General features: G+C 69.4%; 14 protein-coding genes and 2 tRNA genes. 13 read left to right on the top strand and 3 right to left on the bottom strand.

Annotation, left to right across the window (positions count from 1 at the left end; all coding sequences use genetic code 11):
• The first annotated feature begins 91 nt into the window (after positions 1-91).
• From VM938_09415 to VM938_09390, 6 genes are all read left to right on the top strand, one after another.
• Positions 92-7,045, top strand: a complete 6,954-nt coding sequence (locus tag VM938_09415) for an Ig-like domain-containing protein (GenBank protein HVF75256.1) — start codon at positions 92-94, stop codon at positions 7,043-7,045.
• Between the two features lie 15 nt (positions 7,046-7,060).
• Complete coding sequence (locus tag VM938_09410) at positions 7,061-7,573, top strand: tail fiber protein (GenBank protein HVF75255.1); 513 nt, start codon at positions 7,061-7,063, stop codon at positions 7,571-7,573.
• Between the two features lie 38 nt (positions 7,574-7,611).
• Positions 7,612-8,082, top strand: a complete 471-nt coding sequence (locus VM938_09405) for a tail fiber protein (GenBank protein ID HVF75254.1) — start codon at positions 7,612-7,614, stop codon at positions 8,080-8,082.
• 7 nt (positions 8,083-8,089) lie between these two features.
• Positions 8,090-8,617: a tail fiber protein gene (locus VM938_09400; protein HVF75253.1), complete on the top strand. Its 528-nt coding sequence runs from the start codon at positions 8,090-8,092 to the stop codon at positions 8,615-8,617.
• 2 nt (positions 8,618-8,619) lie between these two features.
• Entirely contained in the window at positions 8,620-9,309 is a 690-nt protein-coding gene (locus VM938_09395; protein HVF75252.1) for a hypothetical protein, read from the top strand.
• 104 nt (positions 9,310-9,413) lie between these two features.
• A complete protein-coding gene (locus tag VM938_09390; protein HVF75251.1) occupies positions 9,414-9,788 on the top strand; it encodes a GNAT family N-acetyltransferase in 375 nt (124 codons plus the stop codon).
• On the opposite strand, the gene VM938_09385 is transcribed toward VM938_09390, so the two are convergent.
• The gene (locus tag VM938_09385; GenBank protein HVF75250.1) at positions 9,781-10,062 is read right to left on the bottom strand and encodes a hypothetical protein; all 282 of its coding nucleotides are present in this window, start codon (positions 10,060-10,062) and stop codon (positions 9,781-9,783) included. The two genes, VM938_09390 and VM938_09385, sit on opposite strands and share 8 nt — an antisense overlap.
• Before the next feature lie 259 nt (positions 10,063-10,321).
• Between VM938_09385 and VM938_09380 the strand changes: the two genes are divergently transcribed.
• Entirely contained in the window at positions 10,322-19,048 is an 8,727-nt protein-coding gene (locus VM938_09380; GenBank protein HVF75249.1) for an Ig-like domain-containing protein, read from the top strand.
• A gap of 25 nt (positions 19,049-19,073) precedes the next feature.
• Here VM938_09380 and VM938_09375 read toward each other — a convergent pair whose 3' ends face one another.
• A complete protein-coding gene (locus tag VM938_09375; GenBank protein HVF75248.1) occupies positions 19,074-20,093 on the bottom strand; it encodes a heparan-alpha-glucosaminide N-acetyltransferase domain-containing protein in 1,020 nt (339 codons plus the stop codon).
• 31 nt (positions 20,094-20,124) lie between these two features.
• Here VM938_09375 and VM938_09370 point away from each other — a divergent pair, with 31 nt between their 5' ends.
• The 3 genes from VM938_09370 (at position 20,125) to VM938_09360 (ending at position 22,906) form a co-directional block, all read left to right on the top strand.
• Complete coding sequence (locus VM938_09370) at positions 20,125-20,613, top strand: methylated-DNA--[protein]-cysteine S-methyltransferase (protein HVF75247.1); 489 nt, start codon at positions 20,125-20,127, stop codon at positions 20,611-20,613.
• Positions 20,604-21,089 (top strand): inorganic diphosphatase, encoded by a 486-nt coding sequence (locus tag VM938_09365; protein ID HVF75246.1) that lies wholly within the window; start codon positions 20,604-20,606, stop codon positions 21,087-21,089. The genes VM938_09370 and VM938_09365 overlap by 10 nt, the downstream gene beginning before the upstream one ends.
• Before the next feature lie 71 nt (positions 21,090-21,160).
• Positions 21,161-22,906 carry a CapA family protein gene (locus VM938_09360; GenBank protein ID HVF75245.1) on the top strand — a complete coding sequence of 582 codons (1,746 nt, stop codon included), beginning with the start codon at positions 21,161-21,163 and terminating at the stop codon, positions 22,904-22,906.
• 61 nt (positions 22,907-22,967) lie between these two features.
• Here VM938_09360 and VM938_09355 read toward each other — a convergent pair whose 3' ends face one another.
• On the bottom strand, positions 22,968-23,459 hold the full coding sequence (locus VM938_09355; protein HVF75244.1) for a GNAT family N-acetyltransferase: 492 nt from the start codon (positions 23,457-23,459) through the stop codon (positions 22,968-22,970).
• A 52-nt stretch (positions 23,460-23,511) separates the two neighbouring features.
• Here VM938_09355 and VM938_09350 point away from each other — a divergent pair.
• The 3 genes from VM938_09350 to VM938_09340 all read left to right on the top strand — a co-directional run.
• A tRNA-Thr gene (locus VM938_09350) sits at positions 23,512-23,584 on the top strand.
• 11 nt (positions 23,585-23,595) lie between these two features.
• Positions 23,596-23,672: transfer RNA gene (locus tag VM938_09345), tRNA-Met, on the top strand.
• A gap of 33 nt (positions 23,673-23,705) precedes the next feature.
• On the top strand, positions 23,706-24,056 hold a 351-nt coding region (locus VM938_09340), incomplete at its 3' end, for a GTP-binding protein (protein HVF75243.1).

Here is a 24,056-nt window from a genome sequence, read left to right as displayed (position 1 = left end):
GTCCTTCAGTTCTGCGTGTACCGTCCGATGTTTACCGGGGGACAACGGAAGGCAGATCGTGGCGGACAACGTTTGCAGTGGGGGGATTCCTGTGTCGACGCGCGTACGAGCGGTGCTCGTGTTGGCGTTCGGGATGCTGGTAGCGCTGGCGGGCCTCGGCTCACCGGCAACCGCAGCCGAAGGGACGGTCCAGGCCTCGGCGGCCCAGCGCGGTTACGTGCTGGTCGACAACGCGGGCGTCACCACCGGCTTCGGTGATGCCGCAGCAGCGGGGAGCCTGTCGGGCGCCAAGCTGCGGGCACCGATCGTCGATGCCGAATCGACGCCCACCGGGCTGGGCCACGTCATGGCTGCGTCCGACGGCGGCGTGTTCACCTTCGGCGATGCGCCGTTCTTCGGTTCGCTGGCGGGCACAAAGCTGAACGCCCCCATCGTGGGCGTCGACGTCACCCGCACGGGCGGGGGCTACATCCTCTTCGCCGCCGACGGCGGCGTCTTCACCTTCGGCGACGCCCCCTACCGCGGCTCGCTGGGGAGCATGAAGCTCAACAAGCCGATCGTCGACGGCGCCCTCAACAAGGCCAACGACGGCTACATCCTCACCGCAGGCGACGGCGGTGTCTTCACCTTCGGCAACACCAGCTTCGGCGGGTCCATGGCGGGCACAAAGCTCAACGGCCCGGTCGTCGAGATCATGATGGCCGACGAAGGCCCCGGCTACGCCTTGATCGCCGACGACGGCGGCATCTTCACCTTCAACGGCTTCACCTTCTACGGCTCGCTGGGCGGCATGAAGTTGAACGCCCCCATCACCGACGCCGCCCCCAGCTCCACCGGCGACGGCTACAACCTGCTCGGCGCCGACGGCGGCGTGTTCGCCTTCGGCGACGCTCCCTTCGCCGGGTCGCTCGGCGGCACCAAGGTGCCCCGCCCGCTCATCGCCATCCTCGGCCTGGCCAACGAAGCTCCCGTGGCGAACGCCGACACCTACAGCGCCACCGAGGACACCGTCCTGACCAAGTCGGCCGCAGAAGGCGTGCTGGCCAACGACACCGACGACGACGGCGACCCGCTGACGGCTTCGTTGGTGACAGGCCCGACCAAGGGCACCCTTACCCTCAACGGCGACGGCTCGTTCACCTACACCCCGAACGCCAACGCCAACGGCACCGACTCGTTCACCTATCGCGCCACCGACAGCAACGACGCCTCCGACACGGCGACGGCGACGATCAACGTGGGCGGCGTCAACGACGCCCCCGTGGCCGTGGGCGACACAGGTGCCACGAGCGAGGACACCGCGCTGGTGGTCGCCGCTCCCGGCGTACTCGCCAACGACGCCGACATCGACCTCGACCCGCTGACCGCCGTCTTGGTGGCCGGCCCGAGCAACGGCTCGCTGACGCTCAACCCGAACGGCTCCTACACCTACACCCCGAACGCGAACTACAACGGCGCCGACTCCTTCACCTACAAGGCCAACGACGGCGCCGCCGACAGCAACACCGTGACGGTGGCCTTGACGGTCACCGCGGTCAACGACGCCCCCGTCGCCGTCAACGACGTCGGCAGCACCGATGAGGACACTGTTCTCAACGTTCCCGCCCCCGGCGTGCTGGCCAACGACAGCGACGTCGAGGGCAGCCCCATGACGGCCGGGCTGGTGGACGACGTCGACAACGGCACGTTGACCCTCAACCCCAACGGCTCCTACACGTATACGCCGAACGCCAACTACAACGGCGCCGACTCCTTCACCTACAAGGCCAACGACGGCACCGCGGAGGGCAACACGGCCACTGTCACGTTGACCGTCACCGCGGTCAACGACGCTCCCGTGGCCGACGACGACTCCTACTCGACCAACGAGGACACTCCGCTCACCGGCAACGCTCCCGGCGTGCTCGACGGCGACAGCGACGTCGACGGCGACTCCCTGTCGAGCACCGTCCTCGACGACGTCGACCACGGCACCCTGGTGCTGAACGCCGACGGCTCGTTCACCTACACGCCGACCGCCAACTACAACGGCCCCGACGCCTTCACCTACACCGTGGCCGACGGCAACGGCGGCACCGACGTCGGCGCTGTCACCCTCACGGTCAACGCCGTCAACGACGCCCCCGTGGCCGTCAACGACGCCTACAACACGGCCGAGGACACGCCGCTCGCCGTCGTCGCCCCCGGCGTGCTGGCCAACGACAGCGATGTCGAGGGCAGTCCGCTCACCGCGGTGCTGGGCACCGGCCCGGCCAACGGCACGCTGGCACTGAACGCCGACGGCAGCTTCACCTACACGCCGAACGCCGACTACGCCGGCGGGGACTCGTTCACCTACAAGGCCAACGACGGCACCAGCGACAGCAACGTGGCCACCGTGAACCTCACGGTGAACCCGGTCAACGACGCTCCCGTGGCCGACGACGACACCTACAACGTCGCCGAGGACACCCCGCTTGTCGTCGCTGCTCCGGGCGTGCTGCTCGGTGACAGCGACGCCGACCGCGACACCTTGACGGCAACCGTGCTCGACGACGTCGACCACGGCACCCTTGCACTCAACGCCGACGGGTCGTTCACCTACACCCCGACCGCCGGCTACAACGGGCCGGACGCGTTTACCTACACGGTGGCCGACGGCAACGGCGGCTCCGACACCGGCGCCGTCGCCCTGACCGTCGACAGCGTCAACGACGCCCCGGTGGCTGCCGACGACGCCTACAACACCAACGAGGACACCCCGCTCGTCGTGACCGCACCGGGCGTGCTCGGCAACGACACCGACGCTGACGGCAGCCCGCTCACCGCCACGACCTTCGGCAACGCGGTCAACGGCGCCGTTACCGGCAACCCCGACGGCTCGTTCACCTTCACGCCTGTAGCCAACTTCACCGGCATCGCGTCGTTCGACTACACGGTGTCGGACGGCACGCTCACCGATTCGGGCACGGTCACCGTGACGGTGGCGCCGGTGGCCGACGCCCCGGTGGCGACGAACGATTCCTATGCCACAGACGAGGACGTGACGCGCAACGTCGTCGCTCCCGGCGTGCTGGCCAACGACACCGACGCCGACGGCGACGCCCTCACCGCAGTCCTGGTCAACGGGCCCGCCAACGGCACCCTCACCCTCAACGCCGACGGCTCCTTCAGCTACACGCCCAATCCCAACTTCAACGGCGCCGACACGTTCACCTACAAGGCCAACGACGGCGGCCTCGACAGCAACATCGCCACCGTGACGATCACGGTCAACCCGATCGCCGACGCGCCGGTGGCCGTCGACGACGGCCCCTACGCGGGCGTTCAGAACACGAACCTGACAGTGGCCGCGCCTGGCGTCCTCGCCAACGACACCGACGCCGACGGCCAGGCGCTCACTGCCGGCAACGCCAGTGACCCCGCCAACGGCACGGTCACGCTGAACCCCGACGGTTCGTTCACCTACGCCCCCGGCACGTTCTTCACCGGCACAGACACCTTCACCTACGACGTGAGCGACGGGACTGCTACCGACTCCGGCACGGTGACGATCAACGTCATGCCCCCGAACGCGACCCCGACCGCTGACGCCACCAGCGCCAGTGGCAACGAGGACGGCGGCGCCATCCCCGTCACCCTGACCGGCCACGACGCCGACGGCGACGCGCTGACGTTCACCGCGGGCACGGCCTCCAACGGCCTCGTGACCGTGCCGAGCGGCACCAGCTGCGACACCAACACGCCCAGCACCTGCACGGCCACGGTGACCTACACGCCCAGCGCCAACTTCAACGGCGGCGACAGCTTCACCTACACCGTCAACGACGGCACCATCGACTCGGCCCCCGCCACCGCCACCATCACCGTCAACCCGGTGAACGACGAGCCCACCTTCACCAAGGGCGACAACCAGTCCGTCAACGAGGACGCGGGGGCGCAGACGGTCAACGGGTGGGCCACGGCCGTCAGCGCAGGCCCGGCTAACGAATCGGTCCAGGCCGTCACCTTCACGGTGACGACCGACAACGACGGGATGTTCTCCGCCCTGCCTGTCGTGAACAGCGCGGGCGACCTGACCTACACGGCCGCAGCCAACGCCAACGGCTCGGCCACGGTCTCGGTCACGCCGGTCGACGACGGCGGCACGGCAAACGGCGGCGACGACACGGGCGCCACCCAGACGTTCACCATCACGGTGACCGCCGTCAACGACACCCCCAGTTTCACCAAGGGCTCCGACCAGACGGTCAACGAAGACGCCGGTGCGCAGAGCATCAGCAACTGGGCCTCGGCCATCAGCAAGGGTCCGGGCGACGAGTCGGCCCAGACCCTCTCGTTCACCACCTCGAACGACAACAACGCCCTGTTCTCGGTGCAGCCCGGCGTCACCCCCACGGGCACCCTGACCTACACGACGGCACCGAACATCTACGGGTCGGCCACGGTGACGATCTCGCTCTCCGACAACGGCGGCACCGCCAACGGCGGCGACGACACCAGTGACGCCCAGACGTTCACCATCACGGTGAACCCCGTCAACGACGCCCCGGTGGCGGCGGCCAAGTCGTTCGACGTGGAGACCAACATGAAGCGGTCGATCTCCGGCTTGCTCGCAGGCGCCACCGACCCCAACGACGTCGCCGGTGATGCGGCATGGTCCCCGACGTACACCCTCGGCAGCGTCACGGCCGGTGCAGGCTGCGTCGGCTGCACAATCTCCAACGTCGACAACGCCAACGGCAGCTTCGACTTCGAGCCGCCCGCAGGCGGCACGGGTGACTACACGGTCACCTACACGGTGGTCGACAGCGGGCACCCGGCGCCGGGTGTGGCCAGTGCGCCGCAGACCATCACCTTCACAGTGAGCGGCCCGGTCATCTGGTACGCCGATGCTGCCTCGGGCAACGACACCACGGGCACGGGCACCCTCACCCGACCCTTCGCCACCCTCACCAAGGTGGCCACGGTCGACGCTGCGGGCCACCGGGTCTTCGTGCACTCGGGCACCTACGCCGCGGGCATCTCGCTTCCCAACAACGAGTGGTTGGTCGGTGCAGGCGCCAAGGCGACGTCGTTTGACGACCTCATGGGCATCACCCCGCCCGCGGGCACCGTTGCCCGCCCCGCGGTGAACGGGACCAACCCGACCGTGCAGTCCACGGTCACCCTGGGCACCGACAACGTCGTTCGCGGCCTCACCCTCACGGGGGCCAACGCCCTCACGGGCACGTCCTTCGGCACGCTCACCACCGGCGTCGGCAGCGCCGCCGACGTGGTGCTCAACAGCGCGGGGCAGGCGCTGAGCCTGAGTACCGGCACGATCACCGGTGACTTCGTCTCCACCACGTCGAGCGGGGGCACCGACAACGTGTACCTCTCCGCGGTGAACACCACCACGCCGACCTCGCTCGGCACCGGCGCCCTCTCGGGCGCGGCGGCGGAGGGCTTCCAGGTCGTCAGCGGCACCGGCACCTTCACCTACGCAGGCACGGTGGCCAATGCCACCGGCACGACGGTGTCGATCGCCAACAAGACGGGCGGCACGGTGACGTTCAACGGCGCCGTGAGTGACACCACCGGTGCCGGCGTCTCGCTGACCACCAACACGGGCGCCACCATCGCCTTCAACGGCGGCGTCAACCTCACCTCGGCCACCAGCCCGGCCTTCGCCGCCACCGGCGGCGGCACGGTGACGGTGGTAGGCGCAACCAACACCCTGTCGAGCACGACCGGCACGGCCCTCAACGTGGTCAACACCACGATCGGCGCCAGTGACCTGACGTTCCAGAGCATCTCGGCCAACGGCGCCACCAACGGCATCGTGCTCAACAGCACGGGGAGTTCCGGCAACCTCACGGTCACCGGCACGGGCTCCACGCTCGGCTCCGGCGGCACCATCCAGAACACGAGCGGCGACGGCATCTCGCTCACCAACACGCGCGACGTGTCGCTGGCCAACGTCAACGTCACCAACGCCAACGGGCACGGCATCCGCGGCTCGGCCGTCACCAACCTGACCCTCACCCGGGCCCAGGTGGCGGGCGCAGGTGATGCCGACAACGAGCACGGCGTCTACCTGTCGAACCAGGCAGGCACGCTGGCGATCACCGGCGGCACCTACAGCGACGCCACCGAGACGCTGCTGCTGGTCGAGAACAACAACACCAACGTCACCGTCAACGTCACAGGTGGCACCACGTTCTCGAGCGTCGGCGGCACCTTTGCCAGCCAGGCCATCCAGTTCACCCCGGACGGCTCATCCGCCATCACGGCGACGGTCAACGGAACGACGTTCACCAACATCAAGGGCAACTCCTTGCTGGTGGGCGCCGCCAACGGCCTTGGGAGTGGCACGAGCACGGTGGCCTTCACCAGCAACACGGTGAACAGCGCGGCCGGGTTCGCAGGCGGCCTGGTCGCCAGCGGCCAGGACAACACGACGACGGTGTTGACGGTGAACGGCAACACCTTCACCGGAGCAGGCGGCAACGGCGTGGTGAGCACGGACACCAACGACAACTCGCTGCTCCGCGGAACGATCACCAACAACACGTTCACGAACCCGGCGGGCCATGCCATCACCGGCTTCGTTGACGAGACCGCCGACACCCGTCTGCTCATCGAGAACAACTCGATCTCCAATGCAGGCGGCGACGGCATCCAACTCACGAACTTTGGTGACGACAGCCCGGCGGCTTCGGTGTCCACGGCCCACTTCATCGTGCGCAACAACACAATCAGCGGGCACAGCGGCAACGGAGCTGTGGCGTTCGTCGGTGGGATCGGCATCTTCAACTTCGACGGCGACGGCGACACCACGTGCGCTGCCGTCAGCGGCAACAGCGTCAGCGGGACGCCGGGGCCGGCCGGCACCTACTTCGACATCTACCTCCAGGACAACGGAGGCGTCGGCAGCTTCAAGTTCCAGGAGAGCCCGGACACGTCCGGAACGGGCGACGTGACGCAGGCCTACATCCACTCGCTCAACCCGGGCACCACGTTCGGCAACCTGTTCAACACGGACGCCGAGTTCTCCAACGGCACCACGTGCACAACGCCATGAGCAAGGAGCATTGCAATGGGTGAACCGTTCCTCGGCGAAATCCGGATCATGGCCTTCGACTACCCGCCGCGCGGGTGGGCGTACTGCAACGGCCAGTTTCTGCCGATCAACCAGAACCAAGCGCTGTTCTCCCTGTTGGGGGTCATGTACGGCGGCAACGGCCAGACGACGTTCGCCCTGCCCGACCTGCGCAGCAAGGTTCCGTTGCACGTGGGGGCCGGCTTCGCGCAGGGGACGGCCGGCGGTGAGGCCGCTCACACGGTGACGACGCAGGAGCTGCCGCAGCACATCCACTTCGCCCAGGGCACGTCCGACCCGGCGTCGTCGGCCGTTCCCACCGGAAACCTCCTGGCGACGGTCGACAACACCACGTTCGGCGCCGCCTACAACGGCGGCAGCGGCCTGGCCGCCATGGCGCCCAACGCATTGGGGAACGCGGGCGGCAGCCAGCCCCACGAGAACCGCCAGCCCTACACCGTCCTCAGCTTCTGCATCGCCCTCCAAGGCATCTTCCCGAGCCGGAACTAGGAGCTCACATGAGCCAACCATTCGTAGGAGAGATCCGCATGTTCGCCGGGAACTGGGCCCCTGTGGGGTGGGAGTTCTGCGACGGCGCCCTGTACCCCATTTCGGAGAACGAGACGCTGTTCACGTTGATCGGCACCCGCTACGGGGGCGACGGGGAGACCACCTTCGCGGTGCCGAACCTCTCCGGCCGGGTGCCGATGCACATGGCATCCGTCCCGACAATGGGCGAGATGGCGGGCGTCGAGAGCGTCACGTTGACGACCAACCAGATGCCGGTGCACAACCACGCGTTGCTGGCATCGGAGGGCGTCGCCGACACTGTCACCGTCAGCGGGAACGTCCCCGCCGAGGCGGCGAAGCGTTTCTACGTGAGCCCGGGCACGACCACGGCGATGTCGCCCTCGGCCATCCTGCCCACGGGCGGCAGCCAGCCGCACGAGAACATGCAGCCGTTCACGGTCGTGACATTCATCATTTCGTTCTACGGCCTCTACCCTCAACCCACCTAGGAGCGACATGTCAGATCCGTTCCTCGCAGAGATCCGTGTCTTCGGCTTCAACTTCGCTCCGACCGGGTGGGCACAGTGCAACGGCCAGCTCATGCCGTTGTCGCAGAACACCGCCCTCTTCGCTTTGCTCGGCACCATGTACGGCGGCGACGGCAAGAGCACGTTCGCGTTGCCCGACCTGCAGGGCGGCGTGCCCGTGGCGGCCGGGTCGGGATCGGGCTTGAGCCAACGGACGGTCGGTGAGACCGGTGGCTCGCCCTACATCACCCTGCTCCAATCCGAAATGCCCGTCCACGCGCACACGGAGGCGGCCATGGCCGGCTTCGGCGCGTCCAACGACCCGGCGACGCGCCTGTTGGCTCGTCCTTTCGGCGGTGGGCTTCTCTACGCCCCGGGTTCAGGGGGCTCGCTTGTGACGCTCGACGAGGGCGCCGTGGCGTTGGCCGGTGCGAGCCTGCCGCACAACAACTTGATGCCCTACCTGACCGTCAACTTCTGCATCGCCCTCCAAGGCATATTCCCGCAAAGGCCGTGACCATGACCGACGCCCCCCCGACCGGTCTCAGCCGCCGTGCCTTCCTGACCGGGACGGGCGCCGTCCTCGGCTCTGCCCTGCTGCTCGGCCCCAACGGGCTCCCGCGCCCTGGTGCACTGGCTCGTCTCGCTGCCGCGAACGGCCCCCGCCTGTCGCTCGGCTATATCGAAGGCAGCGCCGGCCTCGACCTGGGTGAGGCGCGCGCCCTGCTCACCGCATCTGGCACCCGCGTCACCCCGGCTTCGTCGCTGCGCAGCGGCGCCAAGGAGCTCGTCGGCGGGCTGGCAGCCGTACGCGTCGACAGCCTGACCCCTGGTGCGGCCGTCGAGCAGGCGGCACAGCTCGACACGTTGGTCTCGCCACCTCGCGGCGCAGGATCGTCGCCCTTGCCGTTCTACGCATGGACGATGAAGGCGGGTGGCGCTGGGAGCGGCCCCGCCTCCTTTGTCACCGCAGTGGAGAACGAGCCGTCGCTCGGCTTGGCCTTCCGCCTCGGCGGCCGCGGCAACTGGCAGGAGTCGACGGCGGTCTTCACCGGCGGCCGCGACCGCGGGCTGCCGAAGCTGCGCCCCGGCACCTACCTCCTCGGCTTCGACCGGCAGGCGTGGGCGCGCTCGCGAGTCCTGCCGCCCGCCGGCGATCCGTCGTGGGCCGGGCTCACGTCGCTCGTCGTCACCGTCGCCGCGGCATGACAACCGCAGCCGCCGTGGCTGCCGGTCTTGCCCTTCGGAACGCGACTCCTGCCGACGAGCCCTTTCTGCGCCTCGTATACAGGTCGACCCGGGAGGCGGAACTGATGGGGGTCTCGTGGGACGAGCCCACCCGCCTGGCCTTCTTCGACCAACAATTCGACGCGCAAGCTGCTGACTACCGACGTCGCTTCCCCGAATCCAGGACCCTCGTGGTCGAACGCAGCGGTGCTGCCGTGGGCCGGCTGTACCTGGCCGAAGACGACACCACGCTGCACGTGCTCGACGTCGCCTTGCTTCCCGAGCATCGCGGCCACGGGATCGGTGGGGCCTTGCTCCAGTGGATCATCGGCCATGGCAAGCGAGTGTCGCTGTCGGTGGGGAAGTGGAACCCGGCGCAACGCCTCTACGCCCGCCTGGGCTTCGAGGTGGTGGCCGACGACGGCGCATACCTCGCAATGGAGCGGCTGCCGCTCAGTTGAAAACGGCCTCGTAACGGCCGACGCCGGTAGGGACGATGAAGAGGTCGAACGCTCCGATGGCCTGGTGGGTCAGCCGAAGCGTTGCCTGCGGGGCCTGCCGGTCCGCCGGGCCACTGAAGACGAGGGTGAACGGCTCCGCCCGCTGCTCGTGCCCGCCGGCGTGCGCCTGCACCTCCTCGAGCGTCAGCACGAGCGGGTCTCCGCCCTCCACCTCGATGGAGAACGGCGTGCCCACATGGGGGCGGAAGGTGTCGGGAGTGGGATCGGCCAGCACGGACACAGAGCCTAAAACGCTCCCGTGGAGGACGTTTTCCGAAGTTATTTCCCGATTGAGTCAGACGCGCCGCACCTCGGTCGATAAGGCCGCACGTGTCAACGTCGCGGGCTAGCTCTTTGTGAAGCCTGCGCCGTCGACATGCAGGGGGCGGCTCGTCCTTCCCCGGTGTTGCAGCACTACACGCGGAACTAGGGCATCGGAGAGAAGACACATGGGTTCGATGGGATCGGCGGCGCATCGATTCACCAAGCGTGGCGTGCTCGCGCTTGCACTCTTGTTCACGGCGACCGTGCTGGTCGCGGGCGCCCGGCTCCTGCCGGCGCATGCCGTGCAGGCCGCCGCGCCCGCCAACGGCTACTGGATGGTGGCGTCCGACGGCGGCATCTTCAGCTTCGGCGACGCCGGCTTCTACGGCTCCCGCGGCGGCCAGCCGCTCAACAAGCCCATCGTGGGCATGGCGGGCACGCCGAGCGGCCGCGGCTACTGGTTCGTGGCCTCCGACGGCGGCATCTTCACCTACGGCGACGCCGGCTTCTTCGGCTCCATGGGCGGCCTCCCGCTCAACTCGCCGATCGTCGGCATGGCCGCCACCCCCTCGGGCAACGGCTACTGGCTGGTGGCAGCCGACGGCGGCATCTTCACCTTCGGCGACGCCGGATTCTTCGGCTCGATGGGCGGCAAGTACCTGTTCCGCCCGATCGTCGGGATGGCCTCGACCAACAGCGGCAACGGCTATTGGTTCGTAGCCTCCGACGGCGGCATCTTCTCCTTCGGTGACGCCACCTTCTTCGGCTCCATCGGCGGCAGCCACCTGAACGAGCCCATCGTCGGCATGGCCGCCGATCCCTTCGGTGACGGCTACTGGTTCGTAGCCTCCGACGGCGGCATCTTCGCCTTCGGCACCGACTTCCACGGTTCGATGGGCGGGGAGGAGCTTGCCGCTCCCGTCGTCGGCATGGCTGCCGATCCGTGGGGATTCGGGTACTGGCTGGTCGGTTCCGACGGGGAGATCTACGAGTTCGGTGAGGCGGAGTCGTACGGCTCGCTCGGCGGGCAGCCGCTGAACCAGCCGGTGGTGGGCATGGCCGCCACCACCTTCCTCGACAACCTCCCCGAAGCCCGGGACGATGCCTATGTCACAAGCGTCGGCACGAGGCTCACCGCGCCCGCGCCCGGCGTGCTCGCCAACGACAGCGACGCCGACGGCGACACCCTCGGCGCCACCCTGTGGGACGAGCCGGCCCACGGCACCCTTGAGGCCTTCGGCCGCAACGGCTCCTTCACCTACCTGCCCGATTCCGGCTTCAGCGGCACGGACACCTTCACCTATCTCGTCGACGACGCCTACTACTTCGGGAACCTCGCCACCGTCACCATCACGGTCAACACCCCGCCCACCGTCGCGGTCACGGCCGGGCCCGCCAACAACACCGACAGCAACGACGCCACCCCGACATACTCCGGCACGGCCTCCGACAGTGACGGCTCGGTCTCCAAGGTCGAGGTCAGCGTCAACAACACCCCCTACAGCCAGGTCTGCTCCGGTAGCTGCGCCACATGGTCGTACACCCGCAGCACAGCGCTGTCGGCCGGCCCGTCGCACAGCTTCACCTTCCGAGCCACCGACAACCGCGGGATGCTTTCGCCGCTGGTCACCCGCACGGTCCGCATCGACACCACCGCGCCCACCGTCACCATCAACCAGAAGGCCGGCCAGGCCGACCCCACCAACGCCTCGCCCGTGGAGTTCACCGTCGTCTTCAGCGAGGCCGTCACCGGCTTCGCGCCCGCCGACCTCACCTTCGCCACCGGCAGCGGCAACACGGCTACCCGCGGTACCCCCGTGGTGACCGGCAGCGGCACCACCTACAACGTGGCCATCCCGCTCACGGCCGACGGCACCGTCACGCCCACCGTTCCCGCCGCGGCCGCCAAGGACGTCGCAGGCAACGACAACGCAGCGTCGACGTCGACCGACAACGCCGTCGCCTACGACGCCACCCGTCCCACCTTCGACTCGATCGCCGCTACCGCCGGCAGCCCGACGGTCACCGCCACCTTCAGCGAGAGCCTGCTCTGCTCGACTGTGGGCACGGGCGACTTCGAGGCCACCGTGGGCGAGTCGCCCAAGTCCGTCACTGCCGCCGCCTGCACGGCGCCGACCGACAACACCGTCGAGATCACCTTGAGCGAAGCACCCGGCACCGACACCACCGTCGCCGTCCGCGCCCTCGGAGCCTTGACCGACGCCGCGGGCAACACCGTGGCCGACACCACCCGCACGGTCGACACCAACGACGCGCCGGTCCTCGCCGTCACCAGCGGCCTGGCCGACGACGGCTCCACCAACGACACGACCCCGACCTACGGCGGCACCGCCGGCGACGGCGACGGCACCGTGAAGCGCGTGGAGGCGAAGGTCGACACCGGCGAGTTCGCCACCAGTGGCGTGACGTGCACCGACTGCGACACCGCGTCGGCCACGTGGTCGTATACGCCCCTGACGTTGCTGGGTGACGGCGCCCACACAATCGCCTTCCGGGCCGTCGACAACCAAGGCGGCACCTCGGTCGTCGCCAGCCGTGACCTGTTGGTCGACACCGGCGCTCCCGGCGTCACCATCGTCAAGGCCGACGGCCAGGCCGACCCGGCCAACACCTCGCCCGTGAAGTTCACCGTCACCTTCAGCGAGGCCGTCACCGGCTTCACCGCCGCCGACGTGAGCGCCTCGGGCGCCGGCGCCGGAGCGCCGACCGTGACCGGCAGCGGCAGCAGCTACGAGGTGTCGGTTCCCGTCACCACTGACGGAAACCTCACCGCCTCGATCCCCGCAGGCGGCGCGTCCGACGCGGCGGGCAACACCAACACCGTCTCCACCGCGCCCGCCACAGTCGAGTACGACGCCACGCGGCCCGATGTCACCGTGAGCAAGAAGGCGGGCCAGGCCGACCCGACGAATGCGTCGCCGGTCCTGTTCACCGTCACCTTCACCGAGGCCGTCACCGGCTTCACCGCCTCCGACGTCGCCGCGACGGGCGCCGGGGCAGGCACGCCGTCGGTGACCGGCAGCGGCACCACCTACGAGGTCTCCGTGCCCGTCACCAGCCACGGCACCGTGACGGTCGCAGTTCCCGCAGGCGGCGCCTCCGATGACGCCGCCAACACCAACAACGGGTCGACGTCGCCCGCCACCGTCACCTACGACATCACGCGCCCGTCGGTGACCGTGGCCCGTGCCGAAGGCACCGGCCCGACGAACGACTCGCCGGTCGAGTTCACCGTCACCTTCAACGAGGCCGTCACCGGCTTCGACGCAGCCGACGACGTGGCCGTGGGCGGGGGGGCCGCCAACGGCGCCGCCACCGTCTCCTCCACGAGCACCTCCGTCTACAAGGTGACCGTGCCCGCCACCGGCGAGGGCGATGTGACGCTCGCCGTCCTGGTCGACCGCGCCTCGGACGCCGCCGGTAACAAGAACACGGCGTCGAACACCGAGACCATTCCCTTCGACAACGTCGACCCGGCCTTCACCGCTGTCACCGCCACCAGCGGCAGCAAGCTGGCCACCGCGATGTTCAGGGAGCCCGTACTGTGCTCGACGGTTGCCGCCGTCGACTTCACTGCCGCCTACGGCACCACGCCCGTGGTGGTCGAGGGTGTCGACTGCACAGGCACCGAGGACGACACCATCGAGCTGACCTTCGCGAGCGCTCCCACCCCGTCGACCGTCGTCTCGGTCACGCTGGTGGGCGTTGTGACCGACGAGGCGGGCAACATCGCCGCCGTCCCGACCACCAAGACCGACACCACCAACGGGCTGCCGACGCTGACCGTGACCGAAGGCCCGGCCACGGCGACGAATAGCACCACCCCGACCTACAAGGGCACGGCAGCCGACACCGACGGAACCGTTTCGGCCGTCCTGGTCGGCATCGACAGCGCTGAGCCGAGCGCGGCAGGCGTGACCTGCACAGGCTGCCCCGCCGCCTCGCCCACGTGGTCCTACACGCCCACCACCGCCCTCACCCCCGGCACCTACAACCTCACCTTCGTCGCCGTCGACAACGACGGCCAGGCCACCGACCCGGCCGTGACCCGCGCGGTGACCGTCGACCAGGTCGCCCCGTCCGTCACCATCGCCCAGAAGAGCGACCAGGCCGACCCGACGACGGCAGCAACGGTGAAGTTCACCGTCACCTTCAGCGAGGACGTCTCCGGGTTCGACGCCACCGACGTGACCGTCGCCGGCGCTGCCCACGACACCCCCGTGGTCAGCGGCACAGGGGCCGCCTACGAGGTCAGCGTCACGCTGACCGAGGACGGCACCGTGACCGCGAGCATCGCCGCGGGGGGCGCCGCCGACGCGGCGACCAACCCCAACACGGCGTCGCCCGACACCGGTGACCGTTCGGTGACCTACGACGGGACCAAGCCGGCCTTCGAGTCGGTGAGCGCCACCAACGGCAGCACCACGGTCGTGCCTGTCTTCAGCGAGGCCCTCGACTGCGCCACGGCCACGTCCGACGACTTCGCCGTGACCGTCAACGGCGTCTTCACCCCGATCTCGGCTGCCCCGTGCACCGACGGCGCCGTCGCCCTGACCGTGGGCACTGCGCCCACGCCCGGCCAGACCGTGCGCGTGACCCTCATCGGCGAGGTAGCCGACACGGCAGGCAACGAGGCCGACGCCCCGGTGTCGCACACCGTGGTGACCAACCAGCTCCCGACGCTGTCGATCACCGCCGGCCCGGCCGACGACTCCCTCACCAACAACGCATCGCCCACCTACAGCGGCACGGCGACCGATGGCAACAACAAGGTGAAGCAGGTCGAGGTCAAGGTCGGCACGGGCGAGTTCTCCACCGCCGGCGTCACCTGCACGAACTGCGGCACGCAGTCCGCTACGTGGTCGTGGACGCCGACGACGCCGTTGGCGTCGGGCTCCTACACGTTCGTCTTCCGGGCGGTCGACGAGCTCGATGAAGCGTCCGCTACCCGCACCCGTGACCTCAACGTCGACCTCGGGCGTCCGGGCGTGACCGTGGAGCAGTCGAGTGCAGGCGACCCCACCAACGTGAGCCCGGTGACCTACGCGGTGACCTTCACCGAGGACGTCACCGGCTTCGGCACCGACGACCTCGACTTCACCGGCACCACCGCGACCCTCGGCGTCGTCGCCATCGACAGCGCCAACGCCCCCGCCTACACCGTGACAGTCCCCGTGACCGGTGACGGCGTGGTGCTCCTCCAGGTGCTTGTCGACAAGGTGACCGACGACGCAGGCAACGGCAACGACGCCTCCACGTCCGCCGACCGTTCGGTGACCTACGACGACACCCCGCCCACCTTCGACGGGATCTCGGCGCCCGCCGCCGACCCGAATGTGGTGGCCCACTTCAGCGAAGCCATGCTGTGCTCGACGATCGACGACGACGACTTCGCCATCACCGTGGGCGGTGAGAACGCCGTCGTCACCGCAGTGTCGTGCTCGGGTAACGACGCCACCCTCACCTTGTCGGAGACGCCGCAGGACGGCGATCAAGTGGTAATCAACCTGACCGGCACCGTCACCGACCTGGCGGGCAACGTGGCCGCGCCCACCCAGCGCAGCAACGACTCCAGCCTGGCCCCGGCGATCACCGTCGATGCCTCGTCGCCGGCCGACAACGCCAGGACCAACGACACCACGCCCACCTACACCGGTACGGCGTCCGACCTCGACGGCCTGGTGACGCGGGTCATGGTGTCGGTCGGCACCCGCCCGTATTCGACCGCAGGCGTGGTGTGCACCAACTGCAACACGGCCTCGGCGACGTGGTCGTACACGCCGACCGCGCCCTTGGCGGACGGCACCCACACGTTCCGCTTCATGGCCGTCGACGACGCCACCGTTACCTCGCCTGCCGCTACCCGCACCCTCGTGATCGAGAACGTGCGCCCGACGGTCACGGTCACGGGGCCGGCGCGGAGCAACGCCGAGACGGTGACGCTGGCCCTCGAGTTCACCGAAGACGTCACCGGCATCGCGGCCGACGACATCGAGCTGAGCGGCACCGCCTTCCAGGTTGAGGCGCTGCGCAAGGCCGAGGTAACCAGCGTCGACGCCCGTCACTACAACGTCGCCATCACCGGCATGACCCGTGAGGGCACGATCGTGGCCACGGTCAAGGACGGCGCGGGCAGCGACGTCGCAGGCAACACCAGCACCGCCTCCTCCCCGTTCACCGTCGTGCGTGACACGACCGATCCCACGGTGACGGTCACCCAGAAGGCGGGCCAGGCCGACCCAACCAAGGATTCGCCGGTCAATTTCGTGGTGACTTTCAACGAGGTGGTCGTCGGATTCACCGCCGCCGACCTCACCGTGTCGGGCAACTCGGCGGCACCCACCATCACGCCTTCGGGCAACGCCTCGGTGTTCGAGGTCGCTGTGCCGGTGACCGCCTCCGGCCCGGTGACGCTGAGCATCGGCGAAGGCGTGGCCACCGACGAAGCAGGCAACGACAACGCCGCATCCAGCGGGGGCGACGAGTCGATCACTTACGACGTCGCGGCGCCGTCGGTGTCAGTCGCTGCCGACGACGCCATCACCAGCGGCTCGGCCGCCGAGTTCACCGTGACCTTCAGCGAAGCCGTCACCGGCTTCGGCAACGACGACCTCGTGCTCGGGGGCGGCGCCACCCGTGGCACGCCTTCGATCACCTCGACCGACAACATCGTCTTCGACGTGTCGGTGCCGGTCACCGCCGACGGTACGGTCACGCTCACGGTTGCCGCCAACGCGGCCAAGGACGTCGCGGGCAACGACAACACGGCCGCCCTGGAGACCCCGCAGGTCACGGTGGAGCGCACCGCACCGACGGTGACCATCACCGGGCCCGTCCGCACCAAGGCCGCCACCGTGACATTCACGCTGACCTTCAGCGAGGACGTCACCGGCATCGCCAACGACGACATCACCGTGGAAGGCACCGCCTTCAACGCCACAAGCCTCAACAAGTCCTACACCGTGAGCGGCGCAGACGACGTCTACACGCTCGACGTCACCGGCATGGACAAGGACGGCACCATCGTCGTCTCCGTGGCCGCAGGTGCAGGGACTGACGCAGCCGGCAACGGCAACACCGCGGGCGGTCCGTTCACCGCCACCCGCGACACCGATGGCCCGGCCGTGAGCGTCGAGCAAGCAGCCGACCAGGCCGATCCGACCAACGGCTCGTCGGTGAAGTACGCCATTGCTTTCGGCGAGAAGGTGACGGGGCTGACGGTTGCCGACCTCGACACCACGGGCTCGATCGCCACCCTCGGCACACCGACCCTGACGGGCAGCGATGCCAACTACACCGTGACCATCCCGGTCAGCGGCGAAGGCGAGGTGAAGCTGTCGCTCGCCGCGGGCGCAGCAGTCGACGAGGCAGGCAACGGAAGCGACGCCTCGACCTCGACCGACAACACCGTCACCCGCGACAGCGTCGGCCCGGCCACCAGCGTGGCTGCCGTCGACGCCAGCGAGAACGGCAGCTCGGCCCGGTTCACCGTGACCTTCGCCGAGGACGTCACCGACTTCGACGACGTGCCCGGCGACCTCACCCTCACCGGCAACGCCACCCGCGGCACGCCGACGATCACCCAGGGCGCCGACGCCAAGACGTACGACGTGGCCGTCCCCGTGACGACCGACGGCACCGTAATCCTCGAAGTCCCCGCAGGGGTGGCCGTCGACGGTGCGGGCAACGGCAACCTGCTGGGCGCCGCCCAGACCGTCACCGTCGACCGTGACGTGCCGACGCCTACCATCACCGGCGCCGCTCGCACCAAGGCCAGTCCCATCGTGTTCACCGTCACCTTCGACGAGCCCGTCTCCGGTTTCACCAAGGAAGACGTGACCGTTTCGGGCACGGCGTTCAGCGAACTGGCGTTGATGAAGGACCACAGCGTCACCGGTGACGACGACACGTACACCGTGAGCGTCACCGGCATGAACCAGGACGGCACGGTCGTCGTCTCGGTGGCCGCGGGCGCCGCCGAGGACGGCTCCGGCAACGCCAGCTCGGCCGCGGGCCCGTTCACCACGGTGCGCGACACAACGGCGCCCACGGTTACCGTCGACCAGGCCACCGGCCAGGCCGACCCGACCAACGTGGCGTCCGCCGAGTTCAAGGTGGTCTTCACCGAGAAGGCCGTCGGCTTCGTGGTCGGCGACATCCAGACGTCCGGCCCGGCAGGCACGCCCACGCTAACCCCGGTGGGCACCGACGGCACCGAGTTCAAGGTGGTGGTTCCCATCACGGGCGACGGGGCCGTCACGGCCACGGTGCCCGCGGGCGTGGCTACCGACGAGGCAGGCAACGCCAACGCGGCGTCGACCGGCGACAACAGCGTCACCTACGACGGCACCAGGCCCGACTTCACGACGGTGGGTGGCCAGGTGGGCCGCACCACCGTCACCGCCAACTTCAGCGAGGCCGTCGTCTGCACGTCGGCCAAGTTCGCCGCCTCGTTCAACAAGACGGTGAGCGGCACAACCACCACCCGTCCGCAGTCGGTGACCTCGGTGGCATGCTCGGGCACCGTGGCCACCCTCACCCTCTCCGGTTCGCCTACCGAAGGCGAGCGGGTGGCGGTCACCTTGGTCAGCGGCGTGGCCGATGCCGTCGGCAACACGGCAGCCAGTGAGACCGTGGTGTCGCCCACCCTCTCGGGTGGCGCCACCCCGGCTACAGAGACCAACCCGCTGCCGACCTACACCGGGTCGGCGACGGGCGGCCTGCCCGGGGTGAACGTGGCCAAGGTGGAGGTCAAGATCGACAACGGCACGCCGTCGGATGCCGACGTCACCTGCCCCAGTTGCGGCACGCCGTCGGCCACCTGGTCGTGGCAGCCCGACCTCCCGATGCTGCCGGGTAACCGCACGATCACCTTCATCGTGACCAACGCGGGCGGCAGCACCATGGAGATCGTGCGCAGTGTCACAGTCCTGTAGTGCCTAGGCGGCGTCGCCGGTTCGCTCACACGCTGACGAACCAGCGGCGTCGCCACATGCCGTAGAGCACGAGCCACCACAGGCCCACGAAGGCCAAGGCGTAGGCCAACGAGCCGACGTGCAGGCCTGCCCAGGGCACGAACAGGTGGTGGTACAGCCAGTCGCGGGCACCGGTGTCCTTGAGCACGTCGGAGACCAGTTCCGACGCCACGTACAACACGATGGCGTTGCGGCCGAAGACCTCGAAGGCCCAGGCGAAACGGTGGCGTTCGCCCACCGCCACCAAGGCCAGCGCCGAGAGCCCGACCGTCAGCACCACGAACGAGCTCGTCCAGAGCCGCTTGTTGACCGGGTACACGATCGCCCACAGCAGGCCGCTGCCCACGCAGAACACGCCGACCCGGGCCACGAAGCCACGGCCCTCCTGGCGCAGCCACTGCACGATCCAGAAGCCCGCCAGCACGTTGACGGCCGCCGCGGGGGTCGAGGCCAACCCCGATGGGTCGTACGACCCGTCGCCGTACAGGCGCTCGGTGCCGAGCAGCAACCGGTCGAGCCACCCCGACATGTTCCCCTCGGGCGTCAGGGGCCCCAGCGACAGGAACGCCCACCACGCCAGCAGCACGCCGGCGCCGACCTGCCACTGGCGCCGGGGCGGCAGCAGCTTCACCACGGCCACGGTGAGCAGGTAGCAAAGGGCGATGCGCTGAAGCACCCCCAAGAACTTGAGCGAGTCGAGGGGCACCCGCCCCAGCCCGTTCAGCACCAGCCCGAGGAAGAACAACACGGCGGTGCGCCGCAGCGCCCGGGCCCACGTCAGCCGGTCGACCGACTGGGCCAGCGAGGCGCCCATGACGAAGAGGAAGAGCGGGAAGACCAAGTCGGCCGGGGTGAACCCGTTCCACGCCGCGTGCCCGGCCCCGGGGAAGGGGTGCTCGCCGCTGCCCTGGTTCTCCACCACGATCATGAGGGCCACCGTGGCACCACGAAGCACGTCGAGCGACGTCAGCCGCCGCAGGCGCTCGGGGGCCCGAGTGACCAGCACGAGCGAGACGTACCCGCCGAAAGGGAGTTGTATGGGAGCCGTGGAACAGTGCGCCCCGTGGGAGACGCCGGTGGGCACGCTGCTCGTGTCGTGGGGGAGCGGCGGCGTGACCGGGATCGCGCCGCCCGACCTTTTGGTGCCCCGCCTCGGCGGACGCACCCCCACGCCGGTCGAGCGGCTGCCCGCCGACCTGCATGACGCCCTCGACCGCCGCCTGCGGGGCGAGCACGTCGAGCTCGACGTCGACTTGCGCGGCCTCACCCCCTTCGCCCGCGACGTGCTGGCCGCGGCGGGCGAGATCCCGTTCGGCGAGGTGCGTCCCTACGGCTGGATCGCCCAGGAGATCGGCCGTCCCGCCGCCGTGCGGGCCGTCGGCTCGGCGCTGGGCCGCAACCCGGTGCCGGTGGCCGTCCCCTGCCATCGGGTGGTGCGCACCGACGGCGCCGTCGGCCACTACGCCTTCGGCCTCCCCATGAAGCTGCAGCTCCTCGAACTGGAAGGTGTGCGCCGATGGAGATAGAGGTCGTCGTCGAGATCCCCAAGGGATCGCGCAACAAGTACGAAGCCGATCACGACACCGGCGAGATCTGGCTCGACCGCATGCTGTTCACCGCCACCCAGTACCCGGCCGACTACGGGTACCTGCCCAACACGCTGGCCGACGACGGCGACCCCCTCGACGCCATGGTGCTGCTTGAGGAGCGCACGTTCCCCGGCTGCCACATCCTGGCCCGCCCCGTCGCCGTCTTCTGGATGCGCGACGAGAAGGGCGCCGACGCCAAGCTCCTGTGCGTGCCCGCCACCGATCCGCGCTGGGCGGGCGTGTACGACATCGGCGACCTGCAGCCCCACCTGCTCGACGAGATCGGCCACTTCTTCGACGTCTACAAGCAGTTGGAGCCGGGCAAGGCCACCGAGACCCGCGGGTGGGAGGGCCGTGAGGCCGCCGAAGCTGCCGTGGCCGAAGCCCGCGCCGCCTACCCACCCCCCGCCTGACCCACCGTTCTGGTCCGTAAATCCGGCACGTACGTGCCGGATTTACGGACCAGAACCGTATCCTCGGCAGGGTGACCTCCAGCCGCTGGGCCCGCCTCGTCCTGCTCGCCGCCCTGTTGGCCCTGCCCGGCATCGGGAACTCGGCCTCCGGCGCCACCACCGGCCCCGCCGTGCTCGCCTTCGGCGACGCCCAAGCGCCGGGCAACCCGTCCGACCTCCGCCCCAACCGGCCCATCGTCGGCATGGCCCGCACCGCCGACGGCAGCGGGTACTGGCTCGTCGCCTCCGACGGCGGCATCTTCACCTTCGGCACGGCCCGCTTCCACGGCTCCATGGGGGGCAAGCCCCTCAACCGCCCGGTCGTCGGCATGGCGGCCACGCCCGACGGCAACGGCTACTGGCTCGTCGCCTCCGACGGGGGCATCTTCACCTTCGGCACCGCCCGCTTTCTGGGCTCGATGGGCGGCACCCCGCTGAACCAGCCGATCGTCGGCATGGCCGCCACCTCCGACGGCAACGGCTACCGGCTCGTCGCCTCCGACGGGGGCATCTTCACCTTCGGCACTGCCGGCTTCCACGGCTCCATGGGCGGCAAGCCCCTCAACCGCCCGGTCGTCGGCATGGCGGCGCATCCGACCGGCACCGGCTACTGGATGGTCGCCTCCGACGGCGGCATCTTCGCCTTCAACGCCCCCTTCCACGGCTCGACCGGCGGGCAGCGCCTCAACCGCCCCATCGTCTCCATGACGCCCGCACCCACCGGCTACTGGCTGCTGGCGTCGGACGGCGGCGTGTTCTCCTTCGACGCCCCCTTCCACGGCTCCGGCGTCGGCAAGCTCGGCGCCGGTCGCACCGCGGCGGTGATCGTCAACAGCCCCACCGGCAACGGCTACAACGTGCTCGCCGTGGCCGCCGCCGTGCGCATCGGCTTCACCGGCGACGTGCACGGCGTGGGCCGGGTGGCCGCCCACATGGCCCGCGGCGGCGACCCGCTGGCCGGCATGCGCCCGTACTTCGCGGCCAACGAAGCCAACATCGCCAACCTGGAGACCGCGGTGGGCTCATCGGGCAGCCCGGCCTCCAAGCAGTACACCTTCCAATCGCCGCCCGAGCTCGTCTACCGCTTGCGCTCCGCAGGCGTGAACGTGGTCAACCTGGCCAACAACCACAGCCTCGACTACGGCCACGGCGCCCTGTTGGAGACCATCAACCACAGCCGCAACGCCGGGCTGCAAGTGGTGGGCGCGGGCGCCAACCGGGCCGAGGCCTACCGCCCCGCCATCGTCACCACCCCGGGCGGCACGGTCGCCTTCCTCGGCTTCAGCCAGGTCGTGCAAGCGGGATGGGCAGCCACCGACAGCAGCCCCGGCGTGGCCTCGGCCTACGACGTCAACGCCGCCGTCAACGCCGTGCGCAACGCCCGGGCCCACGCCGACCATGTGGTCGTCATGGTGCACGCAGGCGTCGAGCTGGCCGACTGCCCGACGGCCAAGCAGCGCGACTTCAGCCTGCGGCTGATCGACGCGGGCGCCGACGTGGTGGCCGGCGGCCACCCCCACGTCCTCCAGGGCATCGAGCGCCGGGGCCGGGGGATCATCGACTACAGCCTGGGGAACTTCGTCTGGTACCACAACCAGTCGCCCTCGAACCGCACCGCCCTGTGGTCGGTCGAGCTGGGCACCGACGGCGTCGTCGGCCACGAGATCACACCGGCGCTGATCGACGGCAACGGCAGCCCCCAGCCCGTCGGCGGCGCCACCGCCGACGACATCCGCCGCCACGTGGCGAGCCTCACCCCCGGCGCCGGCCGCTGCTGACCCCCACCGCCGAAGTTGCGTAGGAATCGCGCCGTTTTCCGGCGCGATTCCTACGCAACCTCTAGAGCAGGCGCTGCATCAGCACCACGTCGAGCCACCGGCCGAACTTGCGCCCGACCTCCTTCTCCACGCCCACGACCTCGAACCCGCACGCCTCGTGCAGGGCGATCGACACCTCGTGCCCGCCCACGATGCGCGCCATCACGGCGTGAAACCCGTGCACCTCGGCCAGCCGCACCAACTCGGCCAGCAGCAGTCGCCCCACGCCACGCCCCCGGGCCGACTCGTCGACGTAGACCGAGTCCTCGACCGTGGTGGAGTACGCAGGCCGCGACCGATACGGCGTCAGCGACCCGAAGCCCAGCACTCGCGAACCGTCGACGGCCACGATGGCGGGGTGGGCGCCTGCGTGCTCGGCCAGCCACGCATGCTGCTCCTCCGCCGTGCGAGGCACCAGGTCGAAGGTGACCGTCGAGCCGGCGACCTCCCGGTTGTAGATCTCCCGCATGGCCTCGGCGTCTTCCAGCCCGGCCAAGCGCACCGCCACGTCCATCCGATCGACCCTAGGCGCCCCTCGGCCGGCCGCCGCTATCATGTCCGGTCGCGCCCTCTTAGCTCAGTCGGCAGAGCACAGCCATGGTAAGGCTGGTGTCGTGGGTTCGATTCCCACAGAGGGCTCGGTATTTCTTGGCGGCGTAGCTCAGTTGGTCAGAGCACACGGCTCATAATCGTGTGGTCGTCGGTTCGAGTCCGACCGCCGCTACCACCCGCACCACTTTCCTCGGGAGAACGACGACATATGGCGAAGCAGAAGTTCGAGCGCAACAAGCCGCACCTCAACATCGGCACGATGGGCCACATCGACCACGGCAAGACGACCCTCACCGCGGCGATCACCAAGACCCTGGCCGAGCGCTACCCGAACGAGGGCAACTCGTTCACGGCCTTCGACATGATCGACAAGGCCCCCGAGGAGCGCCAGCGCGGCATCACCATCAACATCGCCCACGTCGAGTACGCCACGCCCAACCGGCACTACGCGCACGTCGACATGCCCGGCCACGCCGACTACATCAAGAACATGATCACCGGCGCCGCCCAGGTCGACGGCGCCATCCTGGTGGTGAGCGCGGCCGACGGCCCCATGCCC

This window comes from Acidimicrobiales bacterium (assembly GCA_035536915.1).
In the GTDB taxonomy this organism is placed as follows: domain Bacteria; phylum Actinomycetota; class Acidimicrobiia; order Acidimicrobiales; family JAHWLA01; genus JAHWLA01.
The sequence above is the reverse complement of the archived record's forward strand: the minus strand, read 5'-3'. Positions and strand labels throughout refer to the sequence as shown.